This window comes from Chitinimonas violaceus (genome assembly GCF_052601015.1).
Window position 1 is genome coordinate 1 of the sequence record NZ_JBQXDJ010000018.1, and the last position, 14,639, is coordinate 14,639.

Here is a 14,639-nt window from a genome sequence, read left to right on the forward strand (position 1 = left end):
ATCGCCCAGCTGATCCAGTTTGGCTTCACGTTCTTCACTGGCAAACAGACTGGATTTGATCATGATTGGAGGGCTGACTTTTGGATGTCGGAATCATGCCATGGGCGGAGGGTTTTTCGAGGTGCCCCAATAGCCGGCTTGTGGGCAGGGTTTGCCAGCTTCGCACCGAAGGCGTTCTGGCTGAGCTTGTTGTGGGGTTTCTTCCTCTACGTCGTCGTATTCGCCTTCGACTAGTTCAACGAAGTACCATTTACAGGGGCGTCTGATGGCGCAATTTTGAGACAGCATGACAGGGGCAGCCATGGGATCGGCTTCATCACCAGGGGCGAATCCCCTAAAAATCTTTAAATCCCCCCGCTTGCCGGCATCGACGGCAAATGCTGTTAATTTGGCGCTATCTCCCCAAAGCGCATCACGGCCTACTTCCTTTACCAGTCGTTGGCCTAAGGGGTTGAATGTGGCGCATTCCGCCAGAATGCCTTCCTCATTTCCGGGCCAACCAAATTGTAGGGTCCCTAAAGGGTCATCTTGTGGAACATAAACGCCCGATTTGGCAGGCAACTGTCCACTTTCGGCCACGATGTCGGTACGAACCTTGAATTTGGGCAGGCGTGGGAAAAGTGCAATGTTTTCTACCCATTCTTCAGATAATGAAAAGTCTTTCAATGCGCGTTGAGGCGAGACAACAGCGTCAAGTTTAAAGGCGTAGCTGCAAATTGCATCTAGCTGTTTGCTGAATTGTTCTTCTTCTTCAGCACTCATCCAGAGCGAGGAATACTCACTAAACATACGGCCACATTGGTAGGCCCCAGTTTTGCAATAGAAATCAGTTGGCCTTAGGGCAATATCTTCTATGGTTGATTTTCTGAAGTCTTCCAACGCTGGGTAAACAAAGGTACCCCAGTTAGCCGATGTATCACGTACGCCCCAGCGTTTATTAGTTAGCAGAGCATCGCGATCTTGCAGCTTAGCTAGTTCTAGGGTGACATCGGCTCCTTTAATTAGAGCGTCGATAAGATCCAACAAGCCTTGTAAATAAGGCATTGATGTCCAGTAATAAAGCAGGGCAGCTTGTCTTTTTTGCCATTTGTTTAATACAAACGGCAGACCTTTGTCGAGCGGGTTTCCATAAATATCAGTAGGCGGAGGTGGCATGGTTGTTTCGCTTAACCTTAGCCAGCTTGATTACTATCCCACTGCCAAATGGTTGCGCCGTAGTTGGATTCAACTTCTGGCATGGTTTCACCTTGTTTGAATTTTTTGCGGCTGCTTGGGCCGGCTGCGGGCGTCCACCAGTAGCCGGATTTGGGGCATGGCTTGTTGCTTTCGCAACGCAAACGGTCCAGTTGCTCGCTAGGTGAAGTTTCACCGCCACCGCTGTCGGCAATGCGCTCAACCAGTGTCCAAGTTGTAGGAGCGATGGAAATACGTTGCAACCTATTGGGATCGTAACCAATTGAGGCTGGTATGGCTTCATCTCCTCCAATAAGAAGAGCAGCGCAACTATCGTCGACATCGGGCAAATAAATGCCGCTTTGTTTAACGATATCATCTGTCTTGACTTGGATTTTGTTGTTAAGGCGATAGGTGGGCCAAGTTTGGGGAGGATTAAGTGGCCCTCGATTTCGTTCATCGTATCTAGTTGTTAGAGAGCCCAACATCCAGATGCCACTGCAAGCTCTATAGATGTTATCTGCATAGTGGCTCGCCAAGTAGAGCATTTCTTCATACTTCGCCGCGGCACCCGACTCGACTTCATCCATCCAATCTGCGTTGTAATCGCGCTGTCCTCGTACGTCTCCCTCTACACGGCTTGCTGAGCCTAGTCCGTGTAAGTCACCATGTGTGAGTCGAATAAAACTGCGGTTTAAGCTGTCCATCGTGCTACGGAAATTTGGCAGGCAAACTGTCCCCCAGCCGATATCAGGTTGGAGGTGTTGTGCTCTGTTTCGGTAGTCGGGTGGCAATTGCCGCATAAAGCGGTCCATGCAGTCTTCAACGTGCTTGAGCATGATTTCCCATGCATCGCGCATCGCTTCGTAATAGGCAAGCGAGCTATAGCGTTCGAGCAAGTAGATTTCTTGCGGAGTGAGAGGTGTGGGCATGGCTTTATCTTATTTGAACCAATTACTGATGAGTAAAGGCACACCGGTTAAGTCCGGTTTGTGCGTGGCGTCACCATATCCCCAGCCAGTGGGTTTACGTCTGCTCATATAGTTTATGTCTAGGTGAGTAGGGTCGAGTACGACTTGCTCACCGCCACCTTTCAGGGTGAACTCAACAACTTCGTCGCTGTTTCGCATTTCCTGCGTTGCTGCTTTGCCTACCCAGGCATTTAATGGCTTCCCAGGCGGCACCGTGTAAGTTACGTACTCACCATTACTGTTCCAGTTTCGCCAAACAGCCAAGCGCTCTCGCCAGTCTGCTTTGCTTTTTAGAGACTCGAACATCTCCTTCGTCATCCAGCAGATACTGTTGTCACCAGAATTTGGGTCGAGTACTCGGTAAAGCACAGTTCCTGGTGGGAAAGGGACAGCTTCTGCATCGTGAAAAGTCTTATAAGCATCTTTCAATGGGTGTCGCTTGCCGGGCTCAACAACAGGGTTTAAATCCGGCCATTCTGCCTTTTTTGGTGCGGTTTCTAATGGTGGGAAGCTGAGAAATTTGGATTTACTTACCCACTCCGGCTTTTCCTTTCGAAATGCTATTAATTCCGCTTCCTGAGTGGGGCGGACCAAAGGGTGCAAGTTGAATGTTTTAGGGCTGCCGCGGTAAATGTGATCAGCTTCAACATCTATCCGTTCTGCAAGTTTTCCGAGCCAGTCCTGCAGCGGCTTAGTCACGCTATCCAACCCAGCTTTGGCTTTGTCCCGCACTCGTTTAACGGCGAGCAGCATCTGGCCAGCTTTGGTCTTCAAAGCCGCGCTGCCCCATTTGTCCATCAGCCCTGCCAAGTCTTGCAATACGGCAATGATCTCGTCGAACGCCTTGAGCATGGCTGCTGTTGTAACCTTGCCCTTAAGTTGCCTGATGGCTTTGGCTAGTTCCTTGTAGGCATTGTCGATCTTATGCAGGGCTAGCACTTTGCGTACTGCGGGGGACGCCAAGTGAACATTGAGTTTGGCAATGCCGGCCTCGACGAATGGGGTGGTTGCCTTCCATAAGTCGCTATCGACGGTTTTGACCACACCTTTCAAGACACCCCGGCGTACGTAACTGAACAGGATTTTCGCGCAACCCTTGAAGAGGGAGCCCAGTATCGGAATCAGGCCGATAAGGGTTAAGCCCAGCGCCAGCCAGACGGACTTGTTGCTGCTGTCCTGATTGATTTTGTGGCAGTTGGCGACGACATCGCGCACATCGCAAATCTGGTCAACCAGCGGCACCATGGAAATAACGGTGCCGGTGATAACTTGGGCGGTGGTTTGGTCGTCGTTGAAGTCCCCTTGTAATACCTCCCAAATCCACTCTGCTGCGGCAGACATGTCCTTCTTGGCGCTTTGCACCCAGCGCGCTGGCGCACTGCCATACCATGCCAGCGCATTCTCAAGTTCGTCCCACATTCCAATTTTCTCGCTTGTTCTTGTGTGGCTGGATCAGGCCAATTTGTCTTTAGCGGCCTTGACCAAGTCTTGAAGCGGGTTCCACGGCTTGTCTTTTTCGGGCTCGCGTGGCTCGTAGGTGACAGTAGCCTGCTCGTTGGGAACACCCTCGTGCCGTGCTTTGCCTGCACTGTCGAGCTTGCCCTTCAGGACGGAACCGCCGGTAAAACGGATGGTGTAACCCACGCCCTCCATCGGGTTGCCATCGGCATCGAAGTGCTCAATAGCAATCCAGTTTGGCGGCTCTGCAAACTTCCCTTCCGGCAACGCCAAAGGCGTTCCCGCTTCCATCCCACCCGAAAATGCCCCTGAATTCCCTTTCACTAAAAACTCGCCACTGGCTTTGAAGGTGATGTTGCCGCCTCGCAGCTCCACCGCTGCACCGCCGCCAAACAGGGTGACGCTGTCCTGGGCGGTGACTTCGATGCTGTCGTCGGTGCTGGTAAGGGTTAGGGCTTGTTCGCTGGTCAGGTGGAGCAGGTCGGTATGTGCAGCGATGTGAAGGTCGCCCTCGGCGGCAATCAGCTTCATGCCGCCATGGTGGGTGAAAAGGCCGACGCGGTTACCTGCCTGGATGGTGGCGGTTTGCTGGGCGGTGAGCTGTACATCGTTCCGGCCCAGCGCATGCAGGGCGCCACCGGCGTACAGCAGGTGGCTGCCTTCGGTAATGGCGGCGAGGGCGCTGGGGGTTTCGAGGACGGCGGGGCTGTCCTGCAGGGTTTCAACCGGGTCTTTGAGCTTACGGCCGTCGCCCTCAGTATCGGGTTGCTGGGCGGCGTGGCCGTTGACTGCGCCGCTGTACTGGTTGATCTGCGCGTGCAGCTGCTTGATCGCATCTTGGCTGTGGATGGCGAGGGTATGGTGGGTGGCTGCGGTATCGCCCAGCGTCTGCACCAGCGTTTCGGCCCCCTTGATCTGCGCCTGGGTAGCGTGGGCAGCCAGCTGGGTCTGGTTGGCCTGGGCTTGCGTATGGCTGCTGAACAGCAGGCCAGCTTCGCCACGCAGGCTGCCCCAGCCATCGGTACGTAGTTCCAGCCCCTCGCCACGGTAGCGCCCGCGCTGGGCGGCAAATGCCGGTTGGGCGATGAGGTGGCCGAGGTTGAGTTCCGTCTCCTGCCGGCTGGTCTTGAGCTGGCTGCGCAGCTGGCTAGGTGTGTCGTCCATCACCCAGCGGCTGTAGTCGGTGCCGTCCAGCGCCTGGCTATGAAAGCCGCTCAGGTGGCCTGCATGGTTGGCGGGGCCATCGTGGCCGGCGGCGTAGGGCGGGGTGGCCTGGTCGTTGTACGCACTGCCGACCACCATGGGCCGGTCGATATCGCCGTCGATAAAGGCGATCAGTACCTCGTCACCCACGCGTGGGGTGAAGTGGGTACCCCAGTTGGGGCCGGCCAACCATTCAGCCAACCGCACCCAGGTAAAGCCGGCTTCGGAACCCGGAGCATTGTCGCCGGTGTTATGGGCCAGCCCCCCGCTATTGGGCTGTTTGCCGCGCTGCCAGCCGAACTGAATCTTGATGCGATGGTGGCGGTCGCTGCGCAAGGGCGTATCGGGCACCCCCACCACGAGTGCAGTCTGCGTTGGGGCGATGGGTTTGGTTCGGAAGGCTGGCGCCAATGGACGCTCGACAGCCTGGCAGCTGATGCAATGGCGGTAACTGCCTGCTTCGGCTTTGGCAGCCTGCTGCCAGTCGGCCACATTGGCGTGCAGATTGTTGGCGCCATGGTGCTCAATGCTGCGTACCGTAAAGCGGCGACCGGTGTAATCGGCATGGTCGAGCAGGGTGAATATCTGGGCGGGGCGCAAAGCACGTACTGCGCCTTCGGCAGTGAAGCGTTCGGCTTCGCTATCGTGCGCCAGCTGGCGCAGGGCGGCGATCTGCTCGGCCTGTTCCGCATCGTCAAAGCGGTAGGTGCCGCTGCCGTCGTAATCTTCCAGCGCGGCCAGTTCACCCTTGGGCTGGGTGGACGTGGCGGTACCCGCTGGTGCGTGCAGCTTGCGGTAATCCCAGCTGCTCTGTTGCACGCTGTTGGGCTGGGCGCGGATCTGGCCTTCAAACCGAGTGAAACGGTCGTCGCTCAGCGCGGCGCTGACATGGCCAAAGCGGAATGAGCCGGCATCGTCGAGTTGGGCCTTGCTGTCGAAGACATGCAGGCGACAGCGTGACAAAGCGTTGTCGCCATTGCTGCCGGCTTCGGCGAGGTGTTCAAATACAAAGCTCAGTCCTTCTTCGCCAAAGAGGCGGCAGATGAAGTCCCAGTCGCTTTCCTCGTACTGGATACACAGGCTGCGTTTGCGTAACGGCTGGGTAACCGACTTGCGCCAGTTGGCCTCGGGGTAGTCGTTGAACAGTTCTGTGGCGATGTCCAGCACCGTCTTGTCCTGAAATACCCAGGTGTCGTGCCGGCCGGCAAGCTTGGCTGCCCACGGCAGCAGGACGATGCGGTAACGGCTGTAGCCGCCATCGCTGCCGATTTCCGCCAGATGCGCTACCCGGCCATGGCGGGGAATGAGCTTGCCGCTGGCATCGATGATGCTCAGCTGCAACTCCTTGCCGCACCAGTCGGCTTGCTTAAGGCCGGCCAGTTCAACGATGACGTCCACCTCGAAGCGGAAAAGTGTATCCAGCGCTTCGTGGCCATCAAAGCGTTCGACCAGCACCGGAACAGGCGTGCCGTCGAGGCGGATAAGCCGGGCGTGTTGCTGCAGGCTAAGGTTGCCGAGCAGCTTGCCGATGTTGTCCGTAACCGAACTGAGTGAGGCCGGGGCGGAGCTGGATAGGGCGGGAAATGATGACATGATGTCCGATGGTATGCGCCAAGAGCGGAAGTTCAGCCGGAGCGCCTGCCGTGGGCTCGGTTAGCCAAAGGGCAGGGCGCGATGTGCATAGGTCCAACGGCTTACATGTCTTGCTCGGTACGCACGCCGAGCAATTCATTGAGTTGCGACAGCGCGCTGTCATCCTTCACCACGGCGGCCAGCCATTGGTGCAGCGGCATGTCACCCCAGTCGGCTGCTTTGCGGGCCAGATAGGTGACAGGGCTGTGCGGCTCCGTCTGCTCGAAGAAGTCGGCAACCTGGCGCAACTGCTGCAATGCCTGGCTGCGGTGCTGGATTGCGCCGCCAATCACCACCGCGGCAGGGGCGAACCCCGTTGCTGCACCACCATTGCCGGCAGCCGGGGCGGCAGTATCGGCAGCAGCGGGGTTGCCACCGCCCGATATGCCCTGTTCACGTGCAACGCGTTGCAGCTGGTTGTCCACCGCATCGAAGGCATCGAAGATTTCGCGGAAAGACGGGCCATCCACACCAAGGCGGGAATCGATGGCCTCGGCAAGCGCATCCCACGCAATACGCGCGGTTTGCAGGTCCGCCATAAGGCTGCGGAGGAAGTCTTTCGCGGTGGTGCGCTGGGCTTCGGCAATCAATGCGAGCGTGGGCTTGCCCTCCGGGATGTTGTCGCGCAGGTCCGGGTCTTTCTCCATCGCGCTTTCAAACGCCCGGGCCGATTCCTGATCCGCCAAGCTGAAGTTACCCTTGGCGCTCTTGGTCAGTGGTGTTTGCCGGATCAGTTCGACTGAACGCGTCACAAACCACGATAGGGTGCCGATGCGCAGCTCCTGGTCGCCATCCTCCGCTTCGGGGTAGATGGTCTCCCAGTACTGTTCGATCAGGCTGCAGAGCACTTCGCAACCGTGGGCCAGGCCGGCAAACTGGTAAAGCTTTGCTTCGGCTTCGGCGTACCAGCCGGCAACGCGCAAGTCTTTGCTGCGCTCGACCAGTACTTCGGTGCACAAGTCAGAAGCGGCGTCCCAGTCGGCCACTTTCAGCGTGGCAACCCAGTCGCCTTGAGCGAGATTGGCATCGTCTTCACGCCGCGCTTCGCGAATGCGATCGAACTCATCGGAGAAACTCAGGTCTTCACCGCAACCACCAGGGCCGGATAAGGGCTGTAGCAGGGCGTCTTTGTCTTGCATGATACTTTTCCTCTTCCTTGGGCCGGCACGCTCGCGCCAACCCGGTTTGATACTTTGCTGCGGTTTGCATGGCTTAACATACGGTTGGCAAAGCGATGGGGTGTTTGCGGTCTAACTGCCGCTTTTCCCATCGATGACACAGATTATATTGTGCTAACTGCCTATGGCGGATCGTAACAGTTTGTTGACTAACTATTAGTAACTACTGCCGCTTAGAACCTGTTTTTGAACAGGTTCTTACAGCTACGAAGCAAGATCGTAAGGCGGTCAGCTGACCTTGTAAGTCAGCTTGCCAGCCTTGGTTGCCCCCACCTTGATCTTCTGAATCGGTTCTCCTTCGGCCATCCGTTCCAGTACCGAACCTGCGATTTCGGGCAGGATGGTGCCGTTGAGAATATGGTCGACATTACGCGCGCCGCTATCCACTTCGGTACAGCGCTGGAATACTGCGTCGACCAGACTGTCGTCGTAAACGAAAGCAGCTTTGTGGTTGGCCGCGACACGGCTGACGATGCGGTCGAGCTTGAGGCGGATGATGGCTTCGAGCACGTCGTCCGAAATCGGATAGAACGGCACCACCTTCATGCGGCCCAGCAAAGCGGGCTTGAACTCCTTGAACAGCTGCGGGCGGATCATCTCGGCCAGGCTGTCGGCATCGGGCAGTTCCCCAGCCGCTTTGTTGAGGCAGGCTTGCATGATGGTGGATGAGCCGACATTCGAGGTCAGGATGATCAAGGTGTTCTTGAAGTCGATTTCTCGTCCTTCGCCATCTTCCATCACGCCTTTGTCAAAGACCTGGAAGAACATCTCCATCACATCAGGATGGGCTTTTTCCACTTCATCGAGCAGGACCACACTATACGGTTTGCGCCGTACGGCTTCAGTCAGCACACCTCCTTCACCGTAACCGACATAGCCGGGTGGGGAGCCCTTGAGTGAGGACACGGTATGCGCTTCCTGATATTCGCTCATGTTGATGGTGATGAGGTTGCGCTCGCCACCGTAAAGCGAATCCGCCAAGGCCAAGGCGGTTTCGGTCTTACCCACACCGGAGGGGCCGACGAAGAGGAACACACCCTTGGGCTTGTTCGGGTCTTCCAGATTGGCGCGGGCGGTACGCACGCGCTGTGCAACTCCTGCCATGGCGTGGTCCTGGCCGATTACCCTTTGTTTGAGCGTATCGGCAAGGCCAAGGATGGCTTTGATCTCATTCTTGACCATGCTGCCGACGGGAATACCGGTCCAGGCCGAGATGATATCGGCGACGACGCTGCCATCCACGCAGGTGGGCACAAGGCCGGCCTCACCTTGCAGCGTCTTGAGTTCGGTCTTGAGGCGATCGAGCTCGGCGCGTTCGGTTTTGAGTTCGGCTTTTGGGTCGGCGTTGTGCTTTTGTTCCAGTGTCTGGCGTAATTCGCCAATCTGGCGTGCCAAGCCCAGCTCCTGTTGCCAGCGCTTGTTCTGGCTTTCGATATCGGCGGCCAGCTGTGTACGGCTTTCGCGCAGTTCCTTGAGCTTGTCGGTATGGCTGCCGCCTGCTGCTACTTCGCGTTGCAGGGCTGCGATTTCCACGTCGATGCGTTCAAGCCGTTTCTCGGCCAGTTCAATGGCTTCGGGTTTGGCGCTTTGGGCCAGCGCCACGCGTGCGCAAGCGGTGTCGAGCACGCTGACGGCTTTGTCGGGCAACTGGCGGCCGGTGATATAGCGGGCGGAAAGGCGGACGGCATCGACAATCGCCTCATCCAGTACGCGGATATTGAAGTGCTTTTCCATCAGACCGGCCATACCGCGCAGCATGCTGGCGGCGACATCAAGGTTGGGCTCATCCACCTTGATGACCTGGAAACGGCGGGCCAGCGCGGCATCTTTCTCGAAGTACTTCTTGTATTCAGCCCAGGTCGTGGCGGCAATGGTACGCAACTCACCGCGCGCCAAGGCGGGCTTGAGCAGATTGGCGGCGTCGTTCTGTCCGGCTTGTCCGCCGGCACCGATCATGGTGTGGGCTTCGTCAATGAACAGGATGATAGGGTGGGGGCTCTTCTTGACCTCATCGATCACGTTCTTCAAGCGGTTTTCGAATTCGCCCTTCACGCTGGCGCCGGCTTGTAAGAGGCCCAGGTCCAATACGTGCAGTGCCACGTTCTGTAGTGGAGGCGGGACATCGCCGGCAGCAATCTTCTGCGCCAGACCTTCCACCACCGCGGTTTTGCCCACGCCGGCTTCACCGGTAAGGATGGGGTTGTTCTGCCGGCGACGGGTGAGGATATCAATCGCCTGGCGGATTTCGCTTTCGCGGCCGATGACGGGGTCGATCTTGCCTTCCTGCGCCCGTGCGGTGAGGTTGCTGGTGAACTGGTCCAGCGCCGGCGTCTTGGCGATGCTGCTGACGGCGGTATCGCCCGGTGCGGCATCATCGGCTTGTGGGGCGTTCTGGATGGCTTCACCGGCTTCGGCCGACTTGGCTGTCAGTTCCGCCAGCTTATGTTTGAGCGTATCGAGCGGGAAACGCGCGAACAAGGCCGAGCCGCGCCGTGCCAGTTGCGCAAGGTCCGGCGCAGTCAGCAGGGCCAGCAGGATATGCCCGCTGCGGATCAACGACGTGCCGGTCTCGATCGATGCCAATAACCACGCGTGCTCCAGTAGAGTGGGCAGGTGAGGGGAAAAGACCGGGGTGCGGGCATTGCCGGTCTTGAAGTTTTCCAGTTCGCGGTTCAGGTCGCGTTCGAGCTGAGTTGAGCTGATATCGAACTTCTGGCAAAGCACCAGCAGGTCTGAACCCGGCTGCTCCAGCAAGGCAAGGAACAGATGTTCCAGGTCCACCTCGTAATGACCCCGCGTCATGCACAGGTTGGCAGCACGTTCGGCGGCCAGGCGTGCGGTGGGAGTGAGTTTGGAAATCAATGCCTTGAGATTACTTGCCATGGTTTTTCCTCGTGCTTGCCAGCTAGTTTTTTGAGTATGTTTGTATGTAAATCTAAATCAGTTTAGAACCTGCTTACGACCACCACTTTGTACTGAATGGATCGCGATAGAGCCCCAATTAAAAAACTTTAATTCAAGATGTAACGCGCTTCATCGACATGGTCGGGAGCGGCTCGGCTGCTTATCACTGCATCTCGGCCAAGTTGACCGCTCATACCGTTCAGGCGTGCAGGGGCAACGTCATCGCGGTGCAGAATCAGTTGCACTTCAAATTCGACGCTGATGCCGCACCAGTACTGCAACAGACTGCGTAAAGCGCTGGACCCGGCTCCATCTGGCAACAGCGAACGATAGGCTTTTGATCGCAATGGACCAAACCGGAGCCGAAGCCGGCTTTGCCGTTCCCATAACCTTGCGCCGCAGCAGGCGCTTTCCCCCAGTACGGCAATGCTGCCGCCCAGGCGGGTCTGTTGCGAGGGCGGGATATCGAACCACTGGCCGACAAACTGCTCTACCTCGACTGTGGCCTGGAAGTAGTCTGCCAGTACTCGGCGCAGATTTTCGGCAGAGACCGGTTGGTGTCGCAGCAACCCTGCATATGCCGCATAGGGTGCGATGTTTTCATCGCTGTCCGCCGGTTTGTCCAAGCCCAATTGCTTACCCGAGAGGCTGAGCAATTCCGGCAGAAAACGCTGGCCGCTTTCATGCCGCAACGGTAGGCGATACTTCTGCCAAGCCTTGTAGAACAAAGCCACCATGCGGTTGTTGAAGACATTCATGAAGGCATGCGCGGTAGGGTCACGGTGCACTTGCAGGCGTTCTGCCAGCTTCTCGGTATAGAAGCGCGGCATGGCGCCGCTTGGCCCGGTCATGCCGATAAAGGCGGGCACCATGCGGTAAGGGGCGTTGCTGCCAGCATCACCCGCTGGGCTTTCAAGCGATTCCACCTCACTGGGTGGAAAGGCGAGGCTGAGTGAGCTGCCAAAACGGATGCGTTCGCCCACCACACGGTCCGGATCGGCCCCTTCGTGCAGATGCAGCTGACGCGACAGCACGCGTACCGCCTGAAAGAACTGGTACTGTTGGGGCTGTGTGAGCAGCTTGTCGATCAGACGATAGGACGAAGGCCGTTGCGCGGCTGACATTCCCTGAGCACCTCTCCGGTTTCGGCATCTTCCAGCACGACCCGGGTAAAACTGTTGAGATTCACAGCCAAGCCGAATACATGCGAAAGCAGTTCGGCGAAGAGCCATATCCCGCTGCCAACAAAGTGATCGACGCGAACCGCAATGCGGATTTCCATGCCCCGGATAAAGGTGGGGAAGGGGTTGCCTGCCATCCGGGCAGAACTGGCCGAGCAGTTGACGCGTACGACACCATCGATGGCGCGGCGGTTTTGGCTTGAGCGGGCAAGGTCGTACAGGGTCAGCAATTCACGCAGGCTGTCGCCATCGTCGTCAGTGACAGACCAATGGTTCAGCGTTAGCTGCGACACAAGCCGCCATGCGCCATCCCCTGTGTGCTTGAAGCGGGCGGGCTGGCTGGGTTTGCGTAACAACTGGATGGTCTTGACTGCCGCCACGCCATCTGCGAACAAGTCACCGCCAACCTGGGCAACAGGCAGCTGGGATGGCAGGTCGCGATTGGTGCAGGTGAGGTCGATGCTCAGCGTTTCCACATCGTCGTTAATGGGATTGAAGTCTGGGTCGACGATGGTGATCTGGTATTCAAAACCGGGGCTGCGTTCGATCAGCTGCTCGTCACGCACTACCTGCCAATACCGGCCCGCGGCTGAGGGCGTGCCATGCTTGAGCGAGTAGAAAGGGTGAAAGGCATGGACCGTGGCGTTGTCGGCGTTCTCGCGAACCTGGGCAACCCGGTCTACCGAATAGACCTCGAAAGCCTGGGGGCGACGGGCATCAGGCAATACGGTGTACTGCACCTGCTTGTGGCTGAGCCGGATAGGTTCGGCATGCTGCTTGAACAGATTGACCACCGGTGTGCAGAACAGCTGGAAGTTGGCGGCATTCAGGCCGTCGAGCAGGTTGTCGAACAAGCGATCAAACCGGCGGTCGTCACGCGACGTGGCAAGCATGAAGTTCAACTTCAGTTTGCGCAGCCCTTTCGGCATGCTGGCAACAACATCTGAGACATCGAGGTCGATGAAGTTGAACTTCTCTGGGAATACAAAGTATTCGGTCAACAGGCGGTAGGCGGAATGGCTGCGGGCATCGTCTTCCACCAGGGCTTCATCGTCGGCGAAGCCAACAGGGTGGATCAGCTGCTTTTGAATTAACTTCCACGGCCCAAAGCCAGTATCGACCGCAACGGTGATGCAGCGCTGGAACAAGGCCTCACGCAATAACGCGACCACCGAGGGCTCGGCATCCAGGAAGATGCGCAGGGGTTGCTGCAGTGCCTGGTTCAATGACAGCTGCTCGGCCAACCCGGTAATGCCGATGGTGAGCATGGACGTTGCAGTATTGGGAATCTGCGTGCCGCTTGGGGGTGTCCAATCCGTTGCGTAGGCAACGTCTTCAATGCCGACGGGCAGCAGGTTGACGTCAAACGCAGTATGAAACTTACAGGCGATCCCCTTGACCGGGCGCGATTGCAAAGCGGTGCCGCGGGGAATCTTCACCGCAGCGGTAAGCTGGGCGGTTGCGCCGCCGAGCTTGGCAATCGAGCAGGACGGGTAGGGGCGAAGATATTGCGGATAGAGGGTTTGAAACAAGGCGTTGGTGAGCTGGGGGTATTCGTCATCCAGCTTTTTGTGCACGCGCGAGGCGAGCAGGGCAAACGATTGGATCAAACGCTCAACATGCGGATCTTCCACCGCCTCGCCCGACATCAAGAGACGGCCGGCAATCTTCGGGTACTGTTCGGCGAATTCACGAGCGTGGCGTTTCAGTACGGCCAGTTCGCGTTCGTAATAGGGAAGCAACTCTTCCATGATGCTTTAAGTGGCTTTCACTCGGCGGCCTTGGCTGACCGAGTATTGCTGAATAGTAGGTTGCAACATCGCATCAAAGCTCACCGGCTCCTGGGCCGGATAGACAACAAGCAGTGCGCTGATCGAAAAAAGCAGGGAGTTGGTCGAGCCCTGGTCGGCTTCGAGGTGGACACGTACGTTCTTAAGGCGAGGCTCGTGGCAGAGTATGGTTTCTTCCAGGGTACGGCAGATGCGATAGCAATCGGCCGGATTGGAAAGACTCATGCCCACGAAGTCCAGGATGCCGAAGCTGAGGATGGAGTGGTTCGCCAATGGATAGTCGGCCAATGTCTCATCGGGACCGCGGCGGCTATTCAACAGCGCTTCCAGGTCGTTGGCGACCGATTCCTTGAGTTGTTCGATGTTCAACCGCCGCAAGGGATTGGATTCGCTCTGTACCTTGGGATTGTCATCAAACAATTTTTCAAACAAAGTCGGGGCAAAACCACGCGACAGATTGCGATCCAGCATCGGATTTCTCCGTAGTTACCAGGCAAAGGCGAATGCCGCTATCGCACAAAAGGGCGGCACAAGCGCCGCCCCTCTGTCATCCAGCACTTAAGCTTCGTACTTGTTGGTGTTCTTGGCAGAACTCCAGGCGCCAGACGTGTTGCCCTTGGCACCACCACCTGTGCCTTGTGCAGTGTAAGTCCATTGAATAGCCGCATAGCGTAGCGAGAAGCTTTCGCTGGGGATACCGCCGCCACCGCTATTCGGTGCAACGGTCGAGATCAGCACGTGTTTCATCTTGACCTCAAGATATTTCACACGGTCGTTACCGTCCGCACGCATGAAGTCGACGGTTACTTCGTCGAAGGTTTGACCGGCTGAACAGGCTTCCCACATCTTGGGGCTGGCCTTGTCGATCTGTTTGACGAACTGCATATCGCCATGCTCACAGCGTTCAGCAGTGTGGCCACCTGAACTGGAGGCGGTAGCAGACTTCGGTTGCATGATCTGGTGTGCCCAACTATCGACTTCCACCCAATTTGTGTGCTTGCTATCGGTGGACTCTCCGTCGATTTTGAACTTGCCGGTGAACTGGACGTAGATATCTTTCATGTTTCCTTTGCTCCTAAGAAGTGCCAAGGCACTTGTTTAAAAATTTATGACGAAAATCGCTCGATGATCTGGTTGGTAACTCAGGCC

At 57.1% G+C, this 14,639-nt stretch carries 10 protein-coding genes; all 10 read right to left on the reverse strand.

The features are described 5' to 3' along the window. Positions 1-93 precede the first annotated feature (93 nt). The 10 genes from ACUHMQ_RS08415 to ACUHMQ_RS08460 all read right to left on the reverse strand — a co-directional run bounded on the left by ACUHMQ_RS08415 (position 94) and on the right by ACUHMQ_RS08460 (position 14,552). Entirely contained in the window at positions 94-1,155 is a 1,062-nt protein-coding gene (locus ACUHMQ_RS08415; protein ID WP_445295009.1) for a hypothetical protein, read from the reverse strand. A 17-nt stretch (positions 1,156-1,172) separates the two neighbouring features. After that, the gene (locus ACUHMQ_RS08420) at positions 1,173-2,105 is read right to left on the reverse strand and encodes a hypothetical protein (protein ID WP_445295010.1); all 933 of its coding nucleotides are present in this window, start codon (positions 2,103-2,105) and stop codon (positions 1,173-1,175) included. A gap of 9 nt (positions 2,106-2,114) precedes the next feature. After that, on the reverse strand, positions 2,115-3,563 hold the full coding sequence (locus ACUHMQ_RS08425) for a hypothetical protein (protein ID WP_445295011.1): 1,449 nt from the start codon (positions 3,561-3,563) through the stop codon (positions 2,115-2,117). Between the two features lie 33 nt (positions 3,564-3,596). Continuing rightward, positions 3,597-6,398, reverse strand: a complete 2,802-nt coding sequence (locus ACUHMQ_RS08430) for a type VI secretion system Vgr family protein (protein ID WP_445295012.1) — start codon at positions 6,396-6,398, stop codon at positions 3,597-3,599. Between the two features lie 101 nt (positions 6,399-6,499). Further along, entirely contained in the window at positions 6,500-7,576 is a 1,077-nt protein-coding gene (gene tssA, locus ACUHMQ_RS08435) for a type VI secretion system protein TssA (RefSeq protein WP_445295013.1), read from the reverse strand. A gap of 267 nt (positions 7,577-7,843) precedes the next feature. Next, on the reverse strand, positions 7,844-10,498 hold the full coding sequence (tssH, locus tag ACUHMQ_RS08440; RefSeq protein WP_445295014.1) for a type VI secretion system ATPase TssH: 2,655 nt from the start codon (positions 10,496-10,498) through the stop codon (positions 7,844-7,846). 128 nt (positions 10,499-10,626) lie between these two features. After that, a complete protein-coding gene (gene tssG / locus ACUHMQ_RS08445; RefSeq protein ID WP_445295015.1) occupies positions 10,627-11,643 on the reverse strand; it encodes a type VI secretion system baseplate subunit TssG in 1,017 nt (338 codons plus the stop codon). Next, on the reverse strand, positions 11,607-13,451 hold the full coding sequence (tssF, locus tag ACUHMQ_RS08450) for a type VI secretion system baseplate subunit TssF (RefSeq protein ID WP_445295016.1): 1,845 nt from the start codon (positions 13,449-13,451) through the stop codon (positions 11,607-11,609). Before tssF ends, tssG begins: the two co-directional genes overlap by 37 nt. Positions 13,452-13,457: 6 nt before the next feature. Beyond that, complete coding sequence (tssE, locus tag ACUHMQ_RS08455) at positions 13,458-13,961, reverse strand: type VI secretion system baseplate subunit TssE (RefSeq protein WP_445295017.1); 504 nt, start codon at positions 13,959-13,961, stop codon at positions 13,458-13,460. A gap of 87 nt (positions 13,962-14,048) precedes the next feature. Further along, positions 14,049-14,552: an Hcp family type VI secretion system effector gene (locus ACUHMQ_RS08460; RefSeq protein ID WP_445295018.1), complete on the reverse strand. Its 504-nt coding sequence runs from the start codon at positions 14,550-14,552 to the stop codon at positions 14,049-14,051. Between the last annotated feature and the right edge of the window lie 87 nt (positions 14,553-14,639).